Below are 23751 nucleotides of genomic sequence, written 5' to 3' on the forward strand. Positions count from 1 at the left end.
AGGAGGCAATTGTCGCAGGATTACCTGCCAAAACCCGGTCAAGTGTCGCAATCTGTCGCCGCAGTCGCCCTTGATACAGTTTGTTACAAACTCCGCTCGCACCGGGGCCGGGTTGTTATTACTTTTCCTTTAGATACAACGCAGTTCGCAAATGCTAGTGCTGAAACGGTACCTTGCACCGCGACCGAGTGGAGATAAAGGTGAGCGATCCGAGCCCACACATTCTTGTCGTCGATGACCACCGCGATATCCGCGAGACCCTCGCCCGGTATCTGGTGAAGAACGGTCTGCGCGCGACGGCTTGCGAAAATGCCGCCGCCGCCCGCAAGGCGCTGAAGGCTGCCTCCATAGATCTTGTGGTTCTCGACATCATGATGCCGGGCGAAGATGGGCTGTCGCTGTGCCGTCATCTTGTCGAAACGGGCTCCATGCCAGTGATCCTTTTAACCGCCATGGCCGATGATACGGACCGGGTGATCGGTCTGGAAATCGGCGCCGATGATTATGTCACCAAACCTTTCAATCCGCGCGAATTGCTTGCCCGCATCCGGGCTGTGCTGCGACGGACATCGCTGGTGCCGAAGGACCGCGACCCGATCGAACAGGACCGGATGCATTTCGACGGCTGGGCCCTCAATGTGACCCGCCGAGAATTGACGGATCCGGGCGGCATCGCTGTCGCGCTTTCCAGCGGTGAATTTCAACTGCTTTGCGCGTTTCTGAAACGGCCGAAAATGGTCTTGAACCGCGATCAGCTGATGGACCTTACCACAGGGCGCACGCCGGCCGTCTTCGATCGGTCCATCGACAATCAGGTCTCGCGCTTGCGCCGGAAAATTGAAGAGGATCCGAAAGATCCCAAGCTGATCAAAACCGTCTGGGGCGGCGGCTACATGTTTACGGCCGATGTGAAAGAACAGGTGGAATGAGCGCATCACCTCCCCGCTTCTCAGTATTCCGGCGTTTATGGCCGCGCAACCTGGCATCCCAGCTCATCCTGCTTCTGCTGGCAGCGATTGTGGTTGTTCAGGCGATCTCGATCTACATTTTCCACGACGAGCGCCGGATTGCCCTTGTCGCCCTTGCCCGTGACAGCATCCTGGCCCGTGCGGTCTCCATAGCGGAACTCCTGGAGGAAACGCCACCTTATCTGCACAGCAGGGTTCTGGAAGCCAGCAGCACCCGCTATGTCGCGTTCTGGACCGGCGAAGCGCCGCTTGCAAAGGAGCCGGGAAAAAGCCGGTTCGAACAGCGTGTGCAAAACTATGCGGCGCGGCAACTTGGGTCTGAGCGGACGATCCATATCAACCTTCATTCAGATGAGAAGCGCGGCCCGTCCTGGCGCAGCCGCGTTGACGGCGGCAAGGAAAGCTGGCGTGACGTGCCGAAGTCGGAGCGGCCGCGCCACCTGAAACGGGTCATGAACAAGCCGGAGGATCTGTCCCTTTCCATCCAGCTGAACGATGGCACTTGGCTGAACATGGCCACAAGCTACCGGCCGCCGCCCGGCGCCTTCATCCCGCTGGTGGTCCAGCTTTCACTTATGGGTTTGGCGATCATCGGCATCGTTGCCTTTGCCGTGCGCCGGGTCACCCGCCCCTTGCGCGGTCTTGCAGATGCCGCCGGCCGGCTCGGGCGCGGTGAAGATGTCGACAGTTTGCCGGAGACCGGTCCGAGCGAAGTCCGCGCCGTAACGTCCGCCTTTAACGAGATGCAGGAGCGCCTGACCCGGTTTGTGCGCGACCGAACCCGGATGCTGGCGGCAATCAGCCATGACTTGAGAACACCGATCACCTCATTGCGTCTTCGGGCGGAATTCATCGATGATGAGGAAAACCGGACAAAGATGATCGAGACCCTCGACGACATGGCAGCCATGGCCGAGGCAGCGCTCAGGTTCGCCAAAGACGATGCAAGTCAGGAGCCGGCCGAGCAGGCGGACCTGGGTGCTTTGCTGGAGAGCCTGGCGGACGACCAGCAAGACCTCGGCCATATTTGCGAAGTTGATGTGGAGGAACGGATTGTCCTGTCGTGCCGTCCTCTTTCCTTGAAGCGCGCCTTCCGCAATCTCATAGAAAACGGCATCCGCTACGGCGGTTCGGTCAAGATCACGGCAAAGGCGCTGGAGGCGGATGTGATCGTCGAGATCTTTGATCAAGGCCCCGGCATCCCGGAAGACCGTCTGGCAGATGTCTTTGAACCTTTTGTGCGCCTTGAAGAAAGCCGCAACGAAGAAACCGGTGGTATCGGTCTTGGCCTTGCGATCGCGCGATCAATCATCCACGCCCATGGCGGCACGATCACGCTTTCCAATGTGGCTGGCACTGGCTTGAGGGTAGAAGTCCGCCTCCCAAAAGGGAACTGATCTGCGTCTTTCACGGTCTGGCCGACGGCACGGCTGCGTGCTAAGCATTTTGTCCAACAATTGATAAAGCTGATGATTTTCCGGCCGGGCGTTTTTCAAAACGCCTCCTTTATGTCTTTATGGCCGGAGGTTAAAACCAAAGGGAGGACACCATGATCTCGATGAACCGCCGCAAGGCTCTAACGCTGCTTGGTGCTGCTGCAGCATCCACCACGCTGAGCGCCCCTGCAATTGCCAGCAACAAAAAGATCAAAGTTGGCGCGCTGCGCTTTACATCGCATTCGGGCAGCTTTGTTGCCTATGAGCGCGGCTATTTTGCAGATGCCGGTCTCGACGTTGAATTCAAATTCTTCCAGGCGGCCCAGCCGATGGCAGTCGCCATTGCTTCCGGCGACATCGACTATGCGGTGACAGCCGTTTCCGGCGGCCTGATATCGCTTGCGGACAAAGGCGCGATCAAGGTGATCGGCGGAGCCTTGTCTGAAAAGAAAGGTGTCGACGGGCAGAAGATCCTCGCCTCCGACGCAGCTTTCCAAGGCGGTCTGAAAACCCCAGCCGATCTCGGCGGCAAGACATTCGGCATCACGACGGCCGGCTCGTCCTTCCACTACATGGGCTCCACGATTGCTGCGAAAGAAGGCGTGGATCTCAAGTTCAAGCCATTGCAAAAAGTCGGTGCGATCATCGGCGCCCTGAAGTCCGGCCAGATCGATGCCTGGTCCATTGTTCCGCACATCGCCAAGCCGCTGTCCGGCTCTGGCGCGGTGCACATCATCGGCAATGTCGTAGACTATATCCCGGATTATCAGGTCACCACGGTCTTCACGTCGACCAAGAACGCGGAAGACGAGAAAGGCATGACCACGGACTTCCTGACTGCCTTCTCCAGAGGTGTTGCCGATTATGATGCTGATCTTGTTTCGAAGACCAACGGCGACGCCGGTGTGAACGAAATGGTCGATCTCATTCACAAGTATGTCTACACGGACCGTCCGCGGGAAAAGGCAGCCCCATCGATCATCAACGGAGCCATGTATCTCAACGAAGGCGCAGCCTTGAACGTCACATCGATCGAAAACCAGCTGGCCTGGTTCCAGTCCGAGGATCTTGTGTCCAAGGACGTGACGCTGGATACACTGGTCGATCCGTCCTATGTCGAGATCCTGAAATCCTGATCAAATGCATGAAGGCGGGCGCCAAGCGCCCGCACTTCCCGGAGTAACTCATGGACCTACGTCTTGAGGGCGTCGGGCACGCTTACGATACAGTCACCGTGCTCGAAGACATCACGCTCGACGTCCCCAGCGGCCATATCGTGTGCATTGTCGGCCCGTCAGGTTGCGGAAAATCCACGCTTTTGCGGTTCATCGGGGGCTTGGAAAAACCAACCAAGGGCCGCGTTGTTCAAGTCGGATCGCCGCCGCCGGGAAGTCTCAATCCGCTGACGTATGTGTTTCAGGATTTTGCGCTACTTCCCTGGCGAACCGTTGAGGGCAACATTTCGCTGGTTCTGGAAGACCATGGCATCAAAGGCGCGGAATCACGGGAGATCATTTCCGATGTCCTCGCGCGGACCAATCTCACCGGCTTCGAAAAGGCTCTGCCCAAGCAGCTCTCCGGCGGCATGAAACAACGTGTTGCAATTGCAAGAGCTTTGGCGGTCCGACCGGCGGTCATGCTGATGGACGAGCCCTTGTCTGCCCTCGACAGCCAGACCCGCGAACTGTTGATGGACGACCTGGTTGGCCTGTGGACACGAACGCCCTTTACCTCCGTCTATGTCACTCACAATCTGGCAGAGGCCGTACGTCTTGGGCATTCCATCGTGGTCCTGTCCCGCAGGCCTGGGAAAGTCCGCGAGATCGTCACACTCGACAAGCCTCTGGAAGATCGTCAACTGGGTGACACGGACCTGGAAAAAACGCAGAAACACCTGTGGTCTCTTCTCAGGGAAGAAGCCCGAACCGCCGATACGGAATTGATCGATGGCTGATGCCTCTTTGTCAGACAGCAACAAGGGCACAGCCCAGACCGTTCGGTTTCGCGGCGGCGGCTTTGCACCAAAACCGCGCCGTTGGACGGGCATCGCGGTTTTTGTTGTGCTCATTCTGGTTCTTGAATGGGGAACGCAGTCTGGCTGGATCTCAGCACTAACACTTCCGAAACCATCGGATGTGCTCAGCACTCTAGTAGAGCTTTATCAGTCAGGCCAGTTCACGGCACACATGTTGCCCTCCCTGACCCGGTTGGCCGTTGGCGGTTTCCTTGGAGCAGTTGCCGGGATAGGAACCGGCATTCTCATAGGATTGTTTAGCTATGTCCGCTCAGGGCTCGTACCTCTGATCGCGGCTCTGTTTCCTGTGCCGAAGATCGCCCTTTTGCCTTTGTTTGTCATCTGGTTCGGCATCGATGAGGGGTCAAAATACGCGCTGATCGCCTTTGGCACCTTCACGCCCACCGTCGTGGCGACCTATGGAGCCGTCGACAACGTTGATCGTACTCTGATCCGGATGGGGCAGAGCTTCGGCCTGTCCTGGCTTTCGATTGTCCGGAAAATCATTCTGCCAGGCGCCATGCCGGGTATCCTGTCCGGTCTCCGCATATCCCTGGCGATCGCCATCATCTTGCTGACGGCCGCAGAAATGCTGGGCGCGGAATACGGCATTGGCGCCTATGTGCTTCAGGCCGGATCGCTCTATGACCTCGACCGACTGTTTGCAGGCGTCGTGATCCTGTCCCTGCTCGGCGTAATCCTCAACATGGTCATCGGGTTCCTGGAACGCAGGCTTCTGGTCTGGCGGGTTTAGAGCTGTCGGCATTTCAGATCTGGTCGCGGCTAAACGACGACCTATTTTTGATGTCCTGCGATCACGAAACTTGCTCTGCAGGAGATCTCTCTGGAACCGCTCTTGGACCTCATCAGTTCTTACGGCCCTTTGGTTTATGTGCTGCTATTTGGCTATTGCGCGTTGAAGAGCGGCGCATTGCCCCTGTTCGCGGGGTTTGCTGCTCAAACGGGTGCTCTTGAGGTCGGTCCGGTCGTAGCAGCCACGTTTTTGGGCGGGTATCTCGGCGATGAGTTGCGGTTCGGTCTGGTCCGCCGTTACGGGCTACCGGACCTGTCGCACCGGCCCCGTCTTCAACGCGCATTTACAACGGCTACCTCGTTGGTCACGAGGTACGGATGGCTTTACGTCTTCATGTACCGGTATCCGAAAGGCATGCGCACCATCGGGGCCTTGCCCATGGGACTTGGTCCGATGCCCTGGCCAACTTTCACGCTGCTGAATGCTGCGTCGGCAGCCCTCTGGACAGGAGTATTGGTCGGTGCGGGTTATGTGTTTGGTGCGCAGGTTCAAACGGCAGTGGAAGACGGATGGGGACTGGTAAGTGTTGCGTTGCTTGCCGCAATGGCTCTGGTGATCGGTCTTGCCTGGTGGCGGCTGAGCCGGACGTCCCTCGCCTCTGCGAATTGACGGCTGCTAGGTTTCGCAGCATACCGGACCCCGTGAACGTTGCGATTCCAGACCCCTCCGGCTAGTGCCTCGTCGACCGGCGACCTGCGGATATGTCGCTCCTTTACCCGTTCGGGAAATTGCCAGAATAGTCCTCAGATTTCTTGAGAGGCGGCTTTTGGGTCGCCGAACTTAAGACTGCTTCAATTTGCGCGGATCGAGGACCATGAGAACTTCGTCAAAGAACTGCTCCCCAACCTTCAGGGCGCTGTTTTCAAGTCCATAGGGTTCAAACCCAAACCCCTGATACAGTCTGGCCGCCGGGATGTTATGAGTACCAACAGACAATTGGATTTGCTCAACTTCATCCTTCACCGCATCAATAAGCGTATTGACCAGTGCTTTTGCTAATCCAGACCCGCGGGCTTCCGGCTGCACATAAAGCCCCCAGAGAATGCCCTTGTGCCGGACTTTCGCCGCCCCACCAACGATAAAACCAACAATTCCAGTGATATGTTGTTCGTCAGCCCCTCCGCCGAGGATTAAGTTTGTCCTCAGTTGCTGCACGAATACGTCATCCGGCAGGGCTGCTTCTTCGTCATAACTGGTCCCGAACAAGTCGGGATGCCGCTGCAAGCTCTCTAGCCGAATTTGCCTGTAGGTTGCGACATCCGCTTCCGACAGTCTGCGTATGAAAACGTCCATGTAGTCTCCTTACCGCCGCGCTTCCAGATCTCCCCGGTAAGTAGCCTCATCGACAGGTTCCAACCACTCTGCGACGGACCCGTTCTCGGCTTCGTGGATCGCAAGATGCACCATGGAAACATGCCGGGCCGCGCCATGCCAGTGTTTGACACCTGGCGGGATCCAAATGACGTCGCCGGGCATGATCGACAGCTTTTCCTGCCCCCACAAATGCACGAAGCCGGCGCCACTCAGGATTTGTAGGGTCTGGCCGAGGGGATGTGTGTGCCAATGCGTACGAGCTCCTGGCTCAAAGGTAACCTTGACCGCTTGAACCCGTGCCGGAGCCGGCGCCTCGATCACCGGGTCTTGCCAAACGGTTCCTGTGAAATAGTCCGGGTTAGCCCGTTTTGTTGGCCTGGATCCCGCCTCATAAACCGTCAACACACTCATCCGGAGCTCTCCTGTGCCGTTTTACTCGATGCTTGCTTTTTGGAGCGTCGCCAGTTGATCAGAACTACACCGAATATGGCAAGGCAAATCCCAGCAAACGTTTCCAGATCCAGTGTCTCGTTCAAGAAGACGATACCCAGAAGAACACCAATTCCGGAGCGCAGATAGGCCTGACTGGACGTCCCCATGGGCCCGATCGTGTTGATCAGACGGAAATAAATGAGGAACGCAAACGCTGTGCAGAAAACGCTGAGAATTCCCGCGGCCCAAAGGCTTTGAGGCGAAATCTGCAAGGTCCAGGGATGATCGAACATCAGGCTGAGCGGCAGCAGCGTGAGGGTCGAGCAAATGAGCGTCCCGGCAGCCGTGACGAGCGGCGGCAGATGGGCAAACTGGCGTCCCCGGATCGCGGCAATCCCATAGAGTGCCGCGCCGGCGAGAACCGCGACTTGCGGCACAAAAGCACCGCCCAGACTCTCCAAAGCTCCGGTCCCGACAATCAGAACGATTCCCGCAATCCCGGCAAGGGCACCGAGAAGCTGCTGCCCCGCTGGCCTGTCACTGCCGGACATCAGGAAAAGGGAAAAGAAAAAGACAAACAAAGGAGAAGTGGAGTTCAGGACACTGGCGACTGCGCTGTCGACAGACTGCTGTCCCCAGGCCAGAAGCAGCCAGGGTCCTGTGCTGTTGACGATGGATTGGATAAAGAGTGCGCGCCAGGTGTGCGCCTCAGACGGCAATCGCAAACCGCGAAAACTTAAGATTGCGACCAATATCAGCGACGCCAATCCAACTCTGAAAGTGATCAACGTCAGTGGCGGAATGGTGTCGAGCGCAAGGCTGATCCACATGTAGGATGAGCCCCAAAGGAGCGCGAGCAGACCCAGTAGGCCGAACTCCAGTCTCAGCCCGGTCATCCCTCTTCGCGATCATGCAAGGCGCGGCTGTCCGACGGCGCTTCCGCCCGCTCGGTCATGCCGTAATCGCGCAGCACATGTGACACCCGGAGCCGGTAGTCCTTGAAATAGCTGTTCCGGCCGACTGATTGCGCCTTCCGGTGCTGGGTCAGCTGACGCCACTGATCGAGCGCCTCTTCGTCTCTGAAGAAGGACAGCGAGAGCAGCTTTTCCGGATTGGTCAGGCTTTGAAACCGCTCGACCGACAAGAAACCGTCGATTTCATCGACCAAGGGCCGCATCTCAGCAGCCATGTCGAGATAATCCTGTTTCTTGTCTTCATGCGGTATGACCTCGAAAATGACTGCGATCATTGGTGCTCTCCCTCAAACCCGATTAGTTTGCCTTGCGGTGTTGAGGCCAGTTTCAAGAACGTCCGGTCTTCTCTCAAGATGAATTTTTCGCGCATGGCAAAGGCGTAATTCTCTTGTCCAAGCGGATCGGCGGAAAGCCTGGCGCGATAGGCTTCATAGGCTGCCAAATTTTCAATGGAATAAACGCCATACGCCAGAGTGGTCGAGCCCTCATACGGAGAAAAATACCCGATGAGATCCGCACCACAGCGGGGAATCGCCTGTCCCCAGTTACGTGCATATTCTTCGAACTGAGCCTTTTTGGTGGGATCGATGTGATAGCGGATGAAGCAAGTGATCATGGCGGCGGTCCTCTTTCGTTGTGCCGACCGTGGATGTGCCACAGTTGCCGCTTCGAATGCTTCGACGCGGATCGAAACGTTGTGACTGGCGCTCCCTGCCGCCATATGCCAATCTGACGGCCACACTTTGATGGAGATCGAACCATGAAAGACGGACCGGACATTGCACGGATTGGCGCACTCATTGGCGATCCCGCCAGAGCCAACATTCTGTCAGCCCTGATGAGCGGCAAGGCGCTCACTGCAACAGAGTTGGCAGCCGAGGCAGGGATCACTGGCCAGACAGCCAGCTCCCACCTTAAAAAACTCATGGAAGGCGGGCTGCTCGCCCAGGCCAAACAGGGCAGGCACCGATATTTCACTCTGGCAGGCCCGGACGTTGGCACGACCCTTGAGGCCTTGATGGGGCTTGCGGCAAACAAGGGGCATTTGCGCACCCGCACCGGACCGCGTGATCCGGCCATGCGCACAGCCCGTGTGTGTTATGATCATCTTGCCGGCGATATGGCAGTCCGGATCTATGACAGTCTCGAAACGCGTGGCTTTTTGACCACATCCACTGATGCCGGCGGGATAGCCTTAACGGAGACCGGTGAGGCTTTTTTGGCGACGATCGGCGTTGACCTTGCACCTTTGAAGGCCGCTCGCAGACCATTGTGCCGCCCCTGTCTCGACTGGAGCGAACGGCGCAATCATCTGGCCGGTGCTGTGGGAGCTGCCCTTTTGTCCCGCTTTCAGCAAAACAAATGGCTCCGTCGCGAACCTGACAGCCGTGTGGTCCATATTTCTTCAAAGGGCGAGGCTGAACTCACGGCCTTGTTTCCAATTTAATTGGAGTCCGTTTCCATACCCGAGTTCTGGCTTGACCAGACCAAAACAAAACCCGGCCGAGGCCGGGTTTTCAGTGTTTCAAATTATCCGAAGTATTTTGTTTGTTTTTCCGCTTGGGCCGGATGCGGTACGGGGCCACCTAAGAGCTTTCTCAGCTCGCCTTGCGGCCCTGACGGGCTTCACGCAATGACCTGTAGAGCCGTGCGGGCAGCCACGGCAAACGGTCACGGTTGTAGTCCTGACGATGGTTGACCAGAAGTGTCTTAGCGACTTGCACAATCATTGTTATCTCCTTTCCCCGGAAACCGGGTGGGGTTCTTTTATTATGGAAACAAATTTAGCGCACCACGTGCACCTTTTCAAGGCGCACAATGTGCATTTTTTATGAAATTTCCTTTAACTTCCCGACGTAAAGCTGATGCAGCATGGCGAACGCAAATTGTTAGCCGACTTATCACTAACCATCGAAAAAAATCCCGCGGACAGGCCGCGGGATTTGCTCAAAGCATAACAGATTGAAAGAGGTGATCTATTCCGCGGCTTGTAGCTGCGCAGGATCATAATTGAGGATTGGAGCGAGCCAGCGCTCAGCATACTCGACATCCCAGCCTTTTCTCCTTGCGTAATCCACGACTTGATCCTTTTCGATCTTCCCGACACCGAAATAGTGGCTATCCGGATGCGCAAAATAGAGGCCGGAGACGGAGGATCCCGGCAACATGGCCCGGCTTTCGGTAAGTTGAATGCCCGTCAGCTTCTCCGCATCAAGCAAACGGAAGAGCGTGTCCTTCTCCGTGTGGTCCGGCTGTGCCGGATAGCCCGGTGCCGGACGGATGCCCTGATACTTCTCAGCAATCAGGTCTTCACTGGACAACGTTTCATCCGCTGCGTAGCCCCAAAGGTCCTTGCGCACGATTTGGTGCAGCTTCTCGGCAAAGGCCTCCGCCAGGCGATCGGCGAGCGCTTGGGACAGGATCTTGTTGTAATCATCGCCTTGCTTGGCGTAACGGCCAGCCAGCTCGTCTTCTCCGTGCCCAGCTGTGACGGCAAATCCGCCGATCCAGTCGTTGATGCCGCTGTCGAGTGGCGCCACGAAATCGCTCATGGCGACATTGGCCCGGCCACCGGACGTGCGGGCCATTTGCTGACGGAGTGTATGGAACGTCGCCGCGACTTCGCCGCGGTTTTCACCTGTGTAAACGAGAATGTCGTCGCCAACCGCATTTGCCGGCCACAGCTTCGCAACGCCACGCGCTGTCAGAAGTTTCTTTTCAACGATTTCGTCCAGCATCCGCCGGGCGTCATCAAAAAGCGCCGTTGCTGCAACACCATAGCGGTCATCGGTCAGAACCTGCGGGTAGCGGCCTTTGATTTCCCAAGTCGCAAAGAACGGTGTCCAGTCGATTACTGGCACCAGTTCTTCCAGCGGGAAGTCGTCAAACACCGTTGTTCCCAACTGGTTCGGTCTGACGGGCGCCTTACCTCCAAAATCAACCTTGAAAGCATTTGCTCGGGCATCCGACAACTGGATCCGGCGGGCGGCTCCCCGGCCAGCGGCATGCTTTTCGGCTATATCCGCATATTCCGTGCGAACCTCACCGTAATACGGCGCACGTCCTCCCTCACTCATCAGCTTGGAGGCAATACCAACCGCTCGGCCCGCATCGGTCACATAGATCGCCTGGCCCTTTGCGTAATTGGGATGGATCTTCACTGCCGTGTGGATTTTTGACGTGGTGGCTCCGCCGATCAGCAGCGGTATATCCAGACCTTCGCGCTCCATTTCAGCTGCAACGTGACACATTTCATCCAACGACGGCGTGATCAGGCCGCTGAGACCGATGATGTCGACCTTTTCCTGCTTGGCCGTCTCCAGGATCTTTGCAGCCGGGACCATGACCCCAAGGTCGATGACCTCGAAATTGTTGCACTGAAGAACCACGCCGACAATGTTCTTGCCGATGTCGTGGACATCACCCTTTACCGTTGCCATCAGGATCTTGCCCTGAGAGGAATGACCGGTGAGACCCTGCTCTTCCTTTTCCTTCTCCATGAAGGGCATCAGATAGGCGACAGCCTTTTTCATAACGCGGGCGGATTTAACAACTTGCGGCAGGAACATCTGACCGGATCCGAACAGATCACCAACCACGTTCATGCCGTCCATCAGCGGACCTTCGATCACATGCAGCGGACGGTCGAAGCTTTGACGGGCTTCCTCTGTGTCTTCCACCACATAGTCGTCAATGCCGTGAACCAGCGCGTGCTCGAGGCGTTTGGCGACACCCAAGGTCCGCCAAGTGAGATCGGCTTCCTTCTTTTTGCCACCCTCGCCTTTCCAGCGCTCGGCCGCGTCCAGCATCCGGTCGGTCGCGTCGGACCGCCGGTTCAGAACAACGTCTTCGCAGAGCTCGCGCAGTTCGGCATCGAGATCGTTATAGACCGCCAGCTGACCGGCGTTGACGATGCCCATGTCCATGCCGCGCTTGATGCAGTGATAAAGGAATACGGAGTGCATGGCCTCGCGCACGGCCTCGTTGCCGCGGAACGAGAATGACAGGTTGGAGACCCCGCCCGAAACGTGCGCATGCGGAAGATTCTCGCGAATCCAGCCGGTTGCCTCGATGAAGTCGACGCCGTAGTTGTCGTGTTCCTCGATCCCTGTCGCAACAGCGAAGATGTTCGGATCGAAGATGATGTCTTCCGGTGCAAAGCCTGCCTTTTCAATCAGAACCTTGTAAGAGCGCGCGCAGATCTCGGTCTTGCGTTTAAAAGTGTCCGCCTGGCCCTGTTCGTCAAAGGCCATGACGACAACAGCCGCGCCGTAGCGCCGGATCAGCTTGGCTTGCTCCAGGAACGCCTCTTCGCCCTCTTTCAGGGAGATCGAGTTGACCACGCCTTTGCCCTGGATGCATTTCAGTCCGGCTTCGATAACCGTCCACTTGGAGCTGTCGATCATCACCGGCACTTTGGCGATATCGGGTTCAGCTGCCACAAGATTGAGGAAGGTGACCATGGCTTCTTCGGAATCCAGAAGCCCCTCGTCCATGTTGATGTCGATGATCTGGGCGCCGTTCTCAACCTGTTGGCGGGCGACGTCAAGCGCGGTGGCGTAGTCGCCTTCCTTGATCAGTTTGCGGAACCGGGCTGAGCCGGTGACGTTCGTCCGCTCGCCGACGTTCACAAAATTGACTTCCGGCGTCAGCGTGAACGGCTCGAGACCCGACAACCGCATGAACCGGGCAACATCCGGGATCTGCCGCGGAGCCTTGTCCTTGACCGCCTCGGCAATCGCCTTGATGTGCGCAGGCGTGGTGCCGCAGCACCCACCGACCATGTTGACGAGACCGGCGGAGGCGAACTCCTCGATGAGGCCGGCCATATGCTCCGGGCTTTCATCATATTCGCCAAATTCGTTCGGCAGACCAGCGTTCGGATAGGCACAGACCAGCGTATCGGCGACGCGGCCAAGCTCATCGACATGTGCCCGCATCTCCTTTGCGCCGAGGGCACAGTTGAGGCCGATGGTCAGCGGATTGGTGTGGCGCACGGAGTTCCAGAACGCTTCCGGTGTCTGCCCGGAAAGTGTCCGGCCGGAGAGATCGGTGATCGTGCCGGAAATCATCACCGGCAATTCCCTGCCGATTTCCTCGAACACTTCTTCAATGGCAAACAGCGCGGCCTTGGCATTCAAGGTGTCGAAGATTGTCTCGACAAGAAGGATATCTGCACCACCTTCGATCAGACCGCGCACAGCCTCTGCATAAGCGATCCTGAGATCATCAAAGCTGACGGCCCGGTAACCGGGATTGTTCACATCCGGTGAGATCGATGCAGTCCGGTTGGTCGGACCAAGCGCCCCAGCAACATAGCGGGGCCGGGACGGATCTTGAGCTGTTACCTGATCGCAGGCTTCTCGCGCCAAACGGGCGCTTTCCAGGTTCAGCTCATAGGCCAGGTCCTCCATGCCGTAGTCGGCCTGGGCAATGGTGGTTGAGGAAAAGGTATTTGTCTCGACGATGTCCGCGCCCGCTTCCAGATAGTCGACATGGATCTGACGGATGGCGTCCGGCATTGTCAGGCTCAGGAGGTCATTGTTGCCCTTGACGTCCGACGGCCAGTCCTTGAAACGCTCACCGCGATAGGCTGCCTCGTCCAATTTGAGCAACTGGATTTCAGTCCCCATAGCTCCGTCCAGCACGAGGATGCGGGATTTTGCGATCTCCTGAAGGCGCGCGAAGGCGTCAGACTTGGTCACGGGGATTTCCTACCTCTTGGCCATGATTCCGGTTTGAGGCCGGGACGGCTGTATTTTTGACATTGCCGCACCGGACTTGCTCCGGGCCGCGTTATTCCAAACTCGTGAGGTCCCGGTTCAAGACCGGGACATCAGTTAAGCTCATGCCGCCCCGGACCTGATCCGGGGCCCTCATATCTCAAACTCATGCGGTTCCGGCTCATTGCCGGGATGGCAGCGAAAGGATTTATTTCAGGCTGCCACTTTCTCGGTGCCTTGCTGCCCCATACCGAGCATGTGGCAGATCGCGTATGTCAGATCGGCACGGTTCATCGTGTAGAAATGGAAGTCCGTCAGGCCGCGGTCGACCAGATCCATCACCTGCTCACAAGCGATGGCAACACCGACGAGCTTGCGGGTTTCCGGATCGTTTTGCAGACCGGCAAAGCGCCGCGCGACCCATTCGGGGATCGAGGTGCCGCATTTTGCGGAGAACACCATGGTCTGCTCAAAATTATGGATCGGGAGGATGCCGGGGATCACCGGGATATTGATGCCCGCCGCTGCAATACGGTCCAGGTAATCATCAAACAGATCGTTGTCGAAGAAGTACTGGGTGATGATCCGGTCCGCGCCCGCATCAACCTTGCGCTTCAGATTGTCGATCTCTTTCTGCCAGCTGCCACTCTCGGGGTGCTTTTCCGGGTAGCCGGATACCGAAACATCGAAGTTGGCGATCTTCTTGATGCCTTCAACCAGATCGGTCGCGTAGGCATATCCCTCAGGATGCGGCTCATAGACCGCGCCGATGCCCGCAAGCGGATCACCGCGAAGAGCCACAAGGTGGCGTACACCAAGATCCCAATAGTCTTTAACAATCGCATCGACTTCCGCTTTCGGAGAGCCGACACAAGTCAGGTGTGCCGCCGGAGCAAGATCGGTCTCGTTCAAGATGCGCTCGACGGTCTTGTGGGTCCGCTCGCGGGTCGATCCGCCTGCACCATAGGTGACCGACACAAAAGACGGGTTGAGCGGCGCAAGGCGCTGAACCGTTTCCCAAAGTGTCTCACCCATCTTCTCGGACTTCGGGGGGAAGAACTCGAAGGATGCGGTAATCGGTGTCTGGGTAGCACCTCGGGACAGTCGGGATGACAAAACGGTCATGTTAGGCAACCTCTCGGGAAGAATTCTGGGCAGGCACGTCGGTGATGATCCGCCGATCGCGGGCCAGCCAAAGGGTAACGGTCAGTTTGCTGTCGTCGGCCTCGCCGGGAACGAGGTCGGTTGTTTTTTCAAGATCGAGATCCAGCGCGTCCAGCCAGCGCTCCATCTGCTCGCTGGCAAAGCCGAGGCGGCGGTGGGCATGCTGGTCCCGCAGAAACTCAAGCTCATGCGGCGCAAAATCGACAATCAGCAAGCGCCCGCCGGGGCGCAGTGCCCGAGCAGCTTCTGCAAGCGCACGTGCCGGATCATCCAGGAAGTGCAGCACCTGGTGGATTGCGACCACGTCAAAGGATTTCGGCGGCACGTTCAGAGCGTAGACATCGCCATGGCGAACCTGGGCATTGTTCAGGCCTGCTTTTGACAAGTTCGCCCGCGCGACGGCCAGCATGTCATGGGAGGCGTCTACGCCAAGAGCGGAGACATACTGATCCGAAAAGACTTCCAGAAGACGGCCTGTGCCAGTTCCAAGATCAAGGAATGTCTGGAACGGTGCATCGCCAAGCGCATTGCGCATAGCCGCTTCAACGTCGGCCTCCAGCACATGCAAAGAGCGCTCCCGATCCCAAGTGAGCGCACGGGCGGCAAAGAAGGCAGCTGCCTCTTCCGCCTTGGCTTTGCGGATAGCCTGAAAACGCTCCTGATCGGCTGCCAGAACGGCGTCTTCATCAGAGATCCGGGCTACGACATCACGCGCCAATGCGCCCTCGGGGCCGTCCGACAGACGGTAGTAGACCCACGAGCCTTCCGGGAAGCGTTGGATGACGTCGGCTTCAGCAAGCAGTTTCAAATGACGGGAGATGCGCGGCTGACTCTGACCGAGGATCGCAGTGGCATCCTTCACGGTGAGTTCGTTTTGCGCCAGCAGAGCGATCAGACGGATCCGCGTTGCTTCCCCCACTGCCCGCAAGGCGGCCAGGGTCTCGTCTACAGATAGGGTGTTCCGCTCGGTCATTTACTCACCGTCAATGTCAATATAAAGATATCTTTATATCAAACACATTGACGATGCAAGCCCAGCGACCCAAATGCGTCACACTCTTGTCTCTGAGCGACAATATTCGCAAATCATCAGTTAACAGGGTTGCTATTGCGCAGCTGTTGCCGCCTCTTCACGCAGCCAGCCCAGAAAGGCGCGCGCCAAACGCTTCGGCCGTTTTCGTTGAGAAACAATCGCACCGAAACCATCCTTGATCAGCGTGAATCCAAAGGGGGCTACTAGGCGGCCATCCGCCAGCTCCTCCGCCACAATGCGCTTTTCCACCAGAGCTGCTCCCAAACCGGCCAAGGCGGCTTCAATCACCAAAAACGTATGCGGATAAGCCGCGGCTGTTTCCGAGACGACTTCAACTCCGGCCAGCGTCTGATAAGCCCCCCACACATCGCCGGGCAATTCCTGAACGCAGCGGTTTTTAACCGTCAGCACGTGCTCCTTTACGTCAACGCCGAGACCGGGCGCATGCACAATACCGAAAGCGACATCGCCCAAAATTTCAATGTCCGTTCGACCGCCGAATTGCCAGCGCAAACGGTCCCAAGTCAGGATCGCATCCATCTGCTCTTCCGGCAGCCAGTGTTTCCCGGTCATGCGGAAATTGACCTGTGCATCGGGATACCGCTGATAGAACCGTGGCAGGCGCGGCATTAGCCAGCGCATGGCAAAGGTGGCGCTGATTCCGATGTCGAGGGTCGGACTGTCAGCAAGCTGCGTGAGCCCCCGCCAAGCCGCTTCGATCTCCTGCAACGACCCACCGACTGTCTTTGCAAACTTTTCCCCTTCCGGGGTCAGGGCCACCCCCTGCCCGTCCTTCCGGAACAAGGCGACACCCGCCTGCTCTGCCAGATGAGCGAGCTGCTTGCTGATCGCGCCATGGGTCCGGCCAAGCTCATCTGCAGCGGCACTCATGGATCCGAGCCGCGCCGTCGCTTCCAAAGCTGGCAAGGCATTCAAGGGTGGCAGCCGTTTCATCTCAGTCTCTCACCTCGCGAAATATGTTCTTTTTTCTCACAATAGACTGACAACTTCTCCTTCGACCAGGCGATATTTTTTCGTGATAGTGAAATCATTCCGCTCTTATTCCGGACAAATACCGTGAAGACACAAAAGCTCATTTTCAAACCCGTCTCAACGCCGCAAACGGCGCGAGTTATTTCCTTCCCCAGTCAAAACCACTGCCTTAAGAGATTTTCTCACAAATACCGTTTGGCAAAGTGGTTGCATGACAAAACCACAAAAATAAAGCAGTTCCTGCAATTGGCCTCGGAGAGACAACACTTGCTCCGGGAGGAACCCGATAGTGTCTTGGCTGATCTTGGCCTCACCCGCACACAGCTGCGTTCACGCAAGTTTCTAAAGGCCGAGCTCACACGTGTAGATGATACACGGCCGAATGCTGACATTGTGCAATTTGAAATGCCTGCAAAGCGCCTTGGTTTCCGCCGAAACCGATCAAGTATTTAAGTCGGCCGAAAACGTCAGCAAATCCTTTTGATCGCTCGCCACACCCGCCACCACGCGCGATAAGTGCTTCTTGTACTTTAGCACGAGAACCGTGCATTCAGTTGCGCCCAATTTAATTCGCATTAGTATTATTCACTAACATCAAAACTGGGAGGCACAGTTCTATCCCGCTTGCCCATCACTGAGTTCAACCACCTGGAGGAGAGCCTGAGGTTGGACCGCGGGATGGGGCCCTGCGCGGGGCAAACAATAAATTCGTGAGGGAGGAAACAATTCATGAAACGCTTTATTGGCGGGGCACTGGCACTTCTTGTCAGCCCCCATCTGGCGGCGGCTGAGCCAATTTCGGCAGACGCCATTCGCGCGGCTACCGGCGGCATCAACACGGCCACGATCATCGAAAACGACGCGTCAGATCAAAACTGGCTCAATTACGGCCTGAATTACGCAGAAACCCGATACTCTCAACTCGACACAATAACGGCCGACAATGTCGGCGAGCTTGGGTTGGCCTGGTCCTACAATTTGGAATCCCGCCGTGGTGTTCAGGCGACACCGATCGTGGCTGATGGTGTCATGTATGTCACCGCATCCTGGTCCGTTGTTCATGCGCTGGACGCCATCACGGGAGAAAAGCTCTGGGTATATGATCCAGAGGTGCCCGGCGAATATGCCGCCAAGGGTTGCTGCGACGTCGTCAACCGGGGCGTTGCCATCTATGAAGGTAAGGTCTTCGTTGGATCCTATGACGGTTATCTACATGCCCTGGATGCTGCCACCGGCGAGCTACTCTGGAAGATCGACACCATTGAAAACCGGGATATGTCCTACACCGTGACCGGGGCGCCACGGGTCGTCAACGGCAAGGTCATCATCGGCAATGGTGGCGCCGAGTTTGGCGTGCGCGGCTACATTTCAGCCTATGATACAGAGACCGGGGACACCGTCTGGCGCTGGTATACGGTGCCTGGCGACCCGGCCAAGCCTTATGAAAATGACGCCATGAAAATGGCGGCGGAAACCTGGGATCCGTCAGCCAAATACTGGGAAGCAGGCGGCGGCGGCACGGTCTGGGACGCCATGGTCTATGATCCGGAGCTGAACCTTCTTTACATCGGAACCGGCAACGGCTCTCCCTGGAACCAGCATTTGCGCTCACCCGCCGGCGGCGACAACCTGTTTCTCGCCTCCATCGTCGCGCTCAATCCAGACACCGGTGACTATGTCTGGCACTACCAGAATACACCGGGGGATACTTGGGACTACACATCTACGCAGCACATCATTCTTGCCGATCTCGAGATCGACGGCGATAAGCGCCAAGTGCTGATGCAGGCCCCGAAGAACGGCTTCTTCTATGTGATTGACCGCACCAACGGCGAATTCATTTCAGCAGAACCATTCGTTGAGACGACTTGGGCCAAGGCCTATGACGCCGATGGCAGGCCTATCGAAAACCCGGATGCCCGCTCAAAAGACAAGCCGTTCGAACCGGTTCCATCCGCTTACGGTGCGCATAACTGGCATCCCATGAGCTTTAATCCGGATACCGGGCTTGTGTATATTCCGGCCCAAGGTGTGCCGCTGGTGCAGTCGACCGATCCGAGTTGGGAGCTCAATTCGCATAAGCCCATGTCGACCATGTCAGGAGTAGGCTGGAACCTTGGCTACCTCTTCAACGTGGTGGCGCCACAAGCAACGCCCTTCGGACACCTTCTGGCTTGGGACCCGGTGAACCAGCGGGAGGCCTGGCGCGCGGAATATGTCTCGCCCTGGAATGGCGGCACCCTAACCACGGCCGGAAATCTAGTGTTTCAGGGAACCGCTGACGGCCGGTTCATTGCCTACAATGCCACGAACGGAGAGACGCTCTGGCAGGTTCCCATGACATCCGGCGTCATTGCCGCCCCCATGACCTGGGAACACGAGGGCGAACAATACGTTACGATTGCAGCCGGCTGGGGCGGGGTTTATGGCCTCATGCAGCGGGCCACCGAAAAGGTCGGGCCGGGCCGGGTCTTTACTTTCCGGATTGGCGCCACCGAGGAGATTCCAACAGCGGAACTGTCGACACGCACCGAACTCGTCTCCGGCGTTCCTTATGACCCGGAACAGGTCACGGCAGGGCTGGCGACCTATGTCTCCAACTGTCTTTTTTGTCACGGTGTGCCGGGGGTCAACAATGGCGGTGCAGTACCAAACCTTGGCTACTCGGAACCGGAAGTCCTAACCAACGCGGACGCCTGGGTCCTGCAAGGTGCCGGACTGCACAACGGCATGCCGCGCTTTGATGCCCATTTGACCGATGGCGACGTTCAAAACGTGCTGGCGTTTATCCAGGGCACAGCCGACTCTCTAAGGGCGGCGGCAAGCAAGGCGCAGTAAGGTTTCGGTGCAATGGCCGAGAGGCCTTGCCAGAAATGAAAAAGGCTCTGCGGATATCTCCGCAGAGCCTTTTTCTATAAGAGCTTATCCACCGTCAGATCGGGTCATCCTGACCGCTGTCTCCATTGGCTTCTTCGTCGAGCATTCCCGACATGGCCGCGGCACCTGCAGCAGCCTTGGCCGCTTCCGGTGATATTTTGCCGTTGGCACCATCGTCCTCATCATCTCCGGCGCCGGCAACGCGGACCGTAACCTGGCGATGGGCAAACCTGATGCCGTTTTCTTCGAAGAGATCGCGCAGGCCTGCGTAGATCACCTTCCGCAACTCGAACTGCTTGCCGGGTTTTGCGGTGAACTTCACCCGGGCGATCATGGCTGAATCTTCCATGGACATGATGCCCTGGGATTTCAGCGGCGCGAGGAACATCGGTCCATAGTACTCATCCTCAAGAAGCCGTTGGCCAAACTTCTTGATGATCTTGCGCATCTTTTCGACATCCGTGTCATAGGTGACCCGGAAGGCGAGCTTCATGATCGCCCAGTCGCGCGAGAAGTTTTCCACCTGCTGGATTTCGCCAAACGGAATGGTGGTAAGCGCACCGCGATGGTGGCGCAGCTGCATCGAGCGGATCGAGATTTTCTCGACAGTCCCCTTGGCGCTGCCAATGTCGATGTACTCGCCTTTCCGGAAAGCATCATCGATCAGGTAGAACGCACCGGAAAAGATATCCCGAATGAGGGTCTGTGCGCCAAAACCGACCGCCAGACCGACAACACCGGCACCGGCGAAGAGCGGCGCGATATTGACACCCAGCTCAGCCAGAACAACCATAGCTGCAATCACCACGATGGTGATCAGCAAGAAGTTCCGGAAGATCGGCAGCAGGGTCGAAATCCGGCTTTCACCGGCCCCGCCAATTTCAGCTTCTTCGTCTTTCTCCGCTGGAGATTCCTTCGCGATCTGGCGGTCGATCAGGATCTTGACCGCCTCATACGCCATGTATCCAAGGAACATGACCAGCAGGACCTCAATGAAGGATCCAATGATCGACCCTTCCCCGGCCATGCCGACACCCCAAAGAGACGTCAAGAGGTCCAGTCCACCGAAGACCACTAGGATCGCAGCGCCGCGATCCAATAGTGCGCGGAACGGGGACCGATCGGCTTCGCGGTCAGCAGCTTCAGCATGTGCTTGGGCCAGCGTGCTTTCCGGGTCCTGCTCAGCACCCTCGCTCTCTTCCGCCCGCTGAATGTCTTCCGCAATCTTCGCTTCGGCTTTGGCGGTATCAAGACGCGGCAACAACACACGGTCGATCAGAAGGATAAGCAGCCCATAAGCAACGGCTGCCACCAGCAAAACCTGGATCGGAGCCCCCACAAGTCCTGTTGCGGACGGCAAGTCCAAAAGGATCCGAAGAGCAGAAATTCCCCAGGCAATCACGAAGTAGATAACGGCGATGAGATGCCAAACGGCGGCGAGCACCCGGCGCCACATCGGGGCTTGGTCACCTGCACCTCCGCGGATCAAGCGCGCTATCACCGCTCGATACGCCACGGCAATAACGCATAGGATAACCATTGACAGACCAGACGCTGCAATGAGCGCCAATTTGTGAATGTCTTGCGGCAGACCAAGACGCTCCATCCAGAGGCAGAACGCGATCGCACCTATTGATATGCCACTGCCGACCAGCAAGAAGCGGTAGAGACCCTTCGCTTCCCTGTTGCTCAGGGCGACCAATCGATGGCTTTCCGCATCCGGGGCCAGCAGGTTCATCCAAATGATCCGCAGCGCCATGAAGGCGGCGCTCATACTGAAGGCGACGAGTGCGGTTTCATTGGCAGCTTCCAGACCGGTGCCAATCAGGAGATAAACAACCGTCGCCACGGCAAAATAGAGGACAACCCCGGCGATCATCAAAATCGCCCGCAAATACAGATAGATGATCTTGTCGGAACGGGTGTAGACGTCGGGCTTGTACATTCCCGCGAACTGTCGACGCCCCCAGCGCGCCAGCAAGGTTGAGGCCGCAAGACCGAAGAGAACCGCGATCACGACATCGATCAGCGCGGATGATATCCAGCCCAGTCCTTGGTCTTCGCCTTGCGAGCGAAGCGTATTGACCATCGCAGCGCGAATATTCGGGATCTTCTGAACGATTGTTTTTAATGTGTCGCGGGCACGGACGGCTTCATCTGCAAACTCGTCCATAGACTCCATCATCGCGCCGCCGCCCTCTTCGGCGCTGACACCGCCTCCCTCAGAGGCAGGTTCTGTGTGTTTTGCGGTTGTCTCCGCAGCCTTTTCCTTTGAACCGCCACTAACCGCCGACAACAAGCTCGCAGGGCCTTGGGCGTGGGCATAATCCGGACCGGCGCTTAAACTCACAAACAGCATGCTCAGGACGACAATTGCGAGGACCGGAACGCGGCCAAAAAAAGCGCGCATTGCCGGAGGCAGCTCATGTTGCAGTAGTTGATGGACGGATCTGCGCATACCCCTTGGCCCCGCTCTTTGCAGAATCTATTTCGCCCTGTAAAGCACGGTTCCGCTGAGGAAAAAAGGCATCTCGCGCGTTAGTTCCGGACGAAAAAAGCCCGGCACAGAGGCCGGGCTTGATGTCTTACGCATTCTGCCTGGTCAGATCACTTCAGAACGTTGTAGCTCCAATGAGCGATCTTGCGCTTGGCTTCTGCAACAGTCATGCGCTCATAAAGGTTCATCGCGTTGCTGCGGGTCTCAGGCGTCAGGCGATGACGCCACGGGCCGATGCTCAACAATGCCCCGACCGTGATCGACGAAAAGCCGGAGGCTTTTGCGAGAATGACAAACGGCTCCGGGTCCGGCCGCACCATCCAGTGGCTGGCTTCCTCAACGCCGCACCGAACCAACCACGCGAAGGTGGCGACGGCTTCGGCGAACCTGTCTTCGGACGCGAACCGACGCAAAGCGGCTTCATTCACCATGCCCTTTTTCGCCAATAGAAGTATGCGGCTACGGGCTGTTTCAAAATCGTACCGGCCCAACCAGTACTGATTGGACATACGCCGCGCGGCAATATCGGCAGCCTCATTCAATTTCGCGGTTTCACCGGAACGGCCGGATGTCTGCAATTTCTTGCGGACTTCGTCGCTCGCGATGGAAATCAGGCTGGCAATCTGCGCTTCAGCGAGATCCGGCCGGTCACTCAAGCTGAGCTGAAGCGTTGCGTCGGCAGCGGAATCGGAGATGAGGATCTCGATGGCAGACCCTGACAGGCTTGCACCTTCGTTGCTGGCAATCTTCCGTTTGACCTTCAGATCACCACGCCGAACTAGGATCTCGCTGACGTCCGCGGAGAGCACTTCGCGTTGTGCAATTGCGTAGCGGTGATCGTTGCCTTGCTCTTCCGCAATTGACACCAGATCAGCATCGCGCAGGACGGTTGAGCGCACGAGGATCGGTTCGGACACCTCGATCACATCACTTGCAAGGCGCCGGATGGTCTCTTCCGGACCGCGGCGCAAGGTGCTCATCTGCTCGGCGACAAAACGGCGGACTTCAGATTCCACCATATCCACTAAGCGTAGCAGCACGGAGTCGTAAATATCGACCTGTTCGTCAGAGCATCTGTCAGATGTCAACGCAAAGAGCGTTGCCACGTGGCGGGCCAGTTCAGCCCGGCGGGCGCTTGCTGCTTCCCCGGTCAGCTCCGAGAAGTTCACCAGTTCTGTTTTCAACGCTTCACTCATTTTCATTACCAGATTGAATCTTACGCCGGTCTTCGGCTCTGGCCACAAAATGAATTGGAGATTTAAAGAAGACAGAAACAGGTATTTGGAGAATGTAATCGTGTTTTTATAAATTTTACGAAGAATTCTAACTAGATTTGCCAGTTACTCTACATTCCATTGTTTTTTATGAATTTATCGGATCCGGCATCCCGTTTCGACGCTCTTTGAAGGTCAAATAATCGAGTATTAATTTTTGTTAGCTGGGCGTATTTTTGTCTCGGCCAAGCCTCGTTTTCACGCCGAATGCCCCAATTCTTTAACCGGAGTATTAATT

General features: G+C 57.2%; 20 protein-coding genes. 8 read left to right on the forward strand and 12 right to left on the reverse strand.

From position 1 onward, the window contains the following. The first annotated feature begins 200 nt into the window (after positions 1–200). The 6 genes from ACVDG4_RS08070 (at position 201) to ACVDG4_RS08095 (ending at position 5841) form a co-directional block, all read left to right on the forward strand. The gene (locus tag ACVDG4_RS08070) at positions 201–929 is read left to right on the forward strand and encodes a response regulator (RefSeq protein WP_447234657.1); all 729 of its coding nucleotides are present in this window, start codon (positions 201–203) and stop codon (positions 927–929) included. Continuing rightward, positions 926–2365 (forward strand): ATP-binding protein, encoded by a 1440-nt coding sequence (locus tag ACVDG4_RS08075; protein WP_447234658.1) that lies wholly within the window; start codon positions 926–928, stop codon positions 2363–2365. The genes ACVDG4_RS08070 and ACVDG4_RS08075 overlap by 4 nt, the downstream gene beginning before the upstream one ends. A gap of 152 nt (positions 2366–2517) precedes the next feature. Then, positions 2518–3540, forward strand: a complete 1023-nt coding sequence (locus tag ACVDG4_RS08080; protein ID WP_209173071.1) for an ABC transporter substrate-binding protein — start codon at positions 2518–2520, stop codon at positions 3538–3540. A 50-nt stretch (positions 3541–3590) separates the two neighbouring features. Next, a complete protein-coding gene (locus ACVDG4_RS08085) occupies positions 3591–4358 on the forward strand; it encodes an ABC transporter ATP-binding protein (protein WP_447234659.1) in 768 nt (255 codons plus the stop codon). After that, the gene (locus ACVDG4_RS08090) at positions 4351–5172 is read left to right on the forward strand and encodes an ABC transporter permease (RefSeq protein ID WP_447234660.1); all 822 of its coding nucleotides are present in this window, start codon (positions 4351–4353) and stop codon (positions 5170–5172) included. Before ACVDG4_RS08085 ends, ACVDG4_RS08090 begins: the two co-directional genes overlap by 8 nt. A gap of 102 nt (positions 5173–5274) precedes the next feature. Further along, entirely contained in the window at positions 5275–5841 is a 567-nt protein-coding gene (locus ACVDG4_RS08095; RefSeq protein ID WP_447234661.1) for a DedA family protein, read from the forward strand. Between the two features lie 171 nt (positions 5842–6012). Here ACVDG4_RS08095 and ACVDG4_RS08100 read toward each other — a convergent pair whose 3' ends face one another. Genes ACVDG4_RS08100 through ACVDG4_RS08120 form a run of 5 tightly spaced genes read right to left on the reverse strand, consistent with a single transcriptional unit; the run spans position 6013 to position 8568 of the window. Further along, on the reverse strand, positions 6013–6525 hold the full coding sequence (locus ACVDG4_RS08100) for a GNAT family N-acetyltransferase (protein ID WP_447234662.1): 513 nt from the start codon (positions 6523–6525) through the stop codon (positions 6013–6015). A gap of 9 nt (positions 6526–6534) precedes the next feature. After that, a complete protein-coding gene (locus tag ACVDG4_RS08105) occupies positions 6535–6957 on the reverse strand; it encodes a (R)-mandelonitrile lyase (RefSeq protein WP_133952994.1) in 423 nt (140 codons plus the stop codon). Continuing rightward, positions 6954–7874, reverse strand: coding sequence for a DMT family transporter (locus ACVDG4_RS08110; RefSeq protein WP_447234663.1), 921 nt, complete (start codon positions 7872–7874; stop codon positions 6954–6956). Before ACVDG4_RS08110 ends, ACVDG4_RS08105 begins: the two co-directional genes overlap by 4 nt. Next, positions 7871–8227 carry an antibiotic biosynthesis monooxygenase family protein gene (locus ACVDG4_RS08115; RefSeq protein ID WP_447234664.1) on the reverse strand — a complete coding sequence of 119 codons (357 nt, stop codon included), beginning with the start codon at positions 8225–8227 and terminating at the stop codon, positions 7871–7873. Before ACVDG4_RS08115 ends, ACVDG4_RS08110 begins: the two co-directional genes overlap by 4 nt. Further along, the gene (locus ACVDG4_RS08120; protein WP_447234665.1) at positions 8224–8568 is read right to left on the reverse strand and encodes an NIPSNAP family protein; all 345 of its coding nucleotides are present in this window, start codon (positions 8566–8568) and stop codon (positions 8224–8226) included. Before ACVDG4_RS08120 ends, ACVDG4_RS08115 begins: the two co-directional genes overlap by 4 nt. A 144-nt stretch (positions 8569–8712) precedes the next feature. Between ACVDG4_RS08120 and ACVDG4_RS08125 the strand changes: the two genes are divergently transcribed. After that, a complete protein-coding gene (locus tag ACVDG4_RS08125; RefSeq protein ID WP_447234666.1) occupies positions 8713–9399 on the forward strand; it encodes an ArsR/SmtB family transcription factor in 687 nt (228 codons plus the stop codon). Between the two features lie 151 nt (positions 9400–9550). On the opposite strand, the gene ACVDG4_RS08130 is transcribed toward ACVDG4_RS08125, so the two are convergent. The 5 genes from ACVDG4_RS08130 to ACVDG4_RS08150 form a co-directional block, all read right to left on the reverse strand. Then, complete coding sequence (locus ACVDG4_RS08130; RefSeq protein WP_286182913.1) at positions 9551–9682, reverse strand: hypothetical protein; 132 nt, start codon at positions 9680–9682, stop codon at positions 9551–9553. Between the two features lie 246 nt (positions 9683–9928). Beyond that, positions 9929–13657 carry a methionine synthase gene (gene metH, locus ACVDG4_RS08135; RefSeq protein ID WP_447234667.1) on the reverse strand — a complete coding sequence of 1243 codons (3729 nt, stop codon included), beginning with the start codon at positions 13655–13657 and terminating at the stop codon, positions 9929–9931. A gap of 231 nt (positions 13658–13888) precedes the next feature. Continuing rightward, positions 13889–14800 (reverse strand): methylenetetrahydrofolate reductase [NAD(P)H], encoded by a 912-nt coding sequence (gene metF / locus ACVDG4_RS08140; protein ID WP_209173062.1) that lies wholly within the window; start codon positions 14798–14800, stop codon positions 13889–13891. Position 14801: 1 nt separating this feature from the next. After that, positions 14802–15812 (reverse strand): ArsR/SmtB family transcription factor, encoded by a 1011-nt coding sequence (locus tag ACVDG4_RS08145; RefSeq protein WP_447234668.1) that lies wholly within the window; start codon positions 15810–15812, stop codon positions 14802–14804. A gap of 132 nt (positions 15813–15944) precedes the next feature. Beyond that, positions 15945–16826 (reverse strand): LysR substrate-binding domain-containing protein, encoded by an 882-nt coding sequence (locus tag ACVDG4_RS08150; RefSeq protein WP_447234669.1) that lies wholly within the window; start codon positions 16824–16826, stop codon positions 15945–15947. 768 nt (positions 16827–17594) lie between these two features. On the opposite strand from ACVDG4_RS08150, the gene ACVDG4_RS08155 reads away from it, so the two are divergent. Continuing rightward, positions 17595–19703, forward strand: a complete 2109-nt coding sequence (locus tag ACVDG4_RS08155; RefSeq protein WP_447234670.1) for a PQQ-dependent dehydrogenase, methanol/ethanol family — start codon at positions 17595–17597, stop codon at positions 19701–19703. Between the two features lie 94 nt (positions 19704–19797). On the opposite strand, the gene ACVDG4_RS08160 is transcribed toward ACVDG4_RS08155, so the two are convergent. Continuing rightward, positions 19798–22152, reverse strand: coding sequence for a mechanosensitive ion channel domain-containing protein (locus ACVDG4_RS08160; protein ID WP_447234671.1), 2355 nt, complete (start codon positions 22150–22152; stop codon positions 19798–19800). A gap of 197 nt (positions 22153–22349) precedes the next feature. Then, a complete protein-coding gene (locus ACVDG4_RS08165; RefSeq protein WP_447234672.1) occupies positions 22350–23435 on the reverse strand; it encodes a DUF2336 domain-containing protein in 1086 nt (361 codons plus the stop codon). Positions 23436–23751: the final 316 nt, after the last annotated feature.

The organism is Roseibium sp. MB-4, assembly GCF_053005265.1.

Excerpts from the sequence above, each read along its gene's own strand:
- ACVDG4_RS08150 (WP_447234669.1), bottom strand. The coding sequence starts at position 16,826 with ATGAAACGGCTGCCACCCTTGAATGCCTTGCCAGCTTTGGAAGCGACG.
- ACVDG4_RS08075 (WP_447234658.1), top strand. The coding sequence starts at position 926 with ATGAGCGCATCACCTCCCCGCTTCTCAGTATTCCGGCGTTTATGGCCG.
- ACVDG4_RS08085 (WP_447234659.1), top strand. The coding sequence starts at position 3,591 with ATGGACCTACGTCTTGAGGGCGTCGGGCACGCTTACGATACAGTCACC.
- ACVDG4_RS08165 (WP_447234672.1), bottom strand. The coding sequence starts at position 23,435 with ATGAGTGAAGCGTTGAAAACAGAACTGGTGAACTTCTCGGAGCTGACC.
- ACVDG4_RS08115 (WP_447234664.1), bottom strand. The coding sequence starts at position 8,227 with ATGATCGCAGTCATTTTCGAGGTCATACCGCATGAAGACAAGAAACAG.
- ACVDG4_RS08155 (WP_447234670.1), top strand. The coding sequence starts at position 17,595 with ATGAAACGCTTTATTGGCGGGGCACTGGCACTTCTTGTCAGCCCCCAT.
- ACVDG4_RS08160 (WP_447234671.1), bottom strand. The coding sequence starts at position 22,152 with ATGCGCGCTTTTTTTGGCCGCGTTCCGGTCCTCGCAATTGTCGTCCTG.
- ACVDG4_RS08145 (WP_447234668.1), bottom strand. The coding sequence starts at position 15,812 with ATGACCGAGCGGAACACCCTATCTGTAGACGAGACCCTGGCCGCCTTG.
- ACVDG4_RS08090 (WP_447234660.1), top strand. The coding sequence starts at position 4,351 with ATGGCTGATGCCTCTTTGTCAGACAGCAACAAGGGCACAGCCCAGACC.
- metF (WP_209173062.1), bottom strand. The coding sequence starts at position 14,800 with ATGACCGTTTTGTCATCCCGACTGTCCCGAGGTGCTACCCAGACACCG.
- ACVDG4_RS08100 (WP_447234662.1), bottom strand. The coding sequence starts at position 6,525 with ATGGACGTTTTCATACGCAGACTGTCGGAAGCGGATGTCGCAACCTAC.
- ACVDG4_RS08120 (WP_447234665.1), bottom strand. The coding sequence starts at position 8,568 with ATGATCACTTGCTTCATCCGCTATCACATCGATCCCACCAAAAAGGCT.
- ACVDG4_RS08110 (WP_447234663.1), bottom strand. The coding sequence starts at position 7,874 with ATGACCGGGCTGAGACTGGAGTTCGGCCTACTGGGTCTGCTCGCGCTC.
- ACVDG4_RS08130 (WP_286182913.1), bottom strand. The coding sequence starts at position 9,682 with ATGATTGTGCAAGTCGCTAAGACACTTCTGGTCAACCATCGTCAGGAC.
- ACVDG4_RS08105 (WP_133952994.1), bottom strand. The coding sequence starts at position 6,957 with ATGAGTGTGTTGACGGTTTATGAGGCGGGATCCAGGCCAACAAAACGG.
- ACVDG4_RS08080 (WP_209173071.1), top strand. The coding sequence starts at position 2,518 with ATGATCTCGATGAACCGCCGCAAGGCTCTAACGCTGCTTGGTGCTGCT.
- ACVDG4_RS08125 (WP_447234666.1), top strand. The coding sequence starts at position 8,713 with ATGAAAGACGGACCGGACATTGCACGGATTGGCGCACTCATTGGCGAT.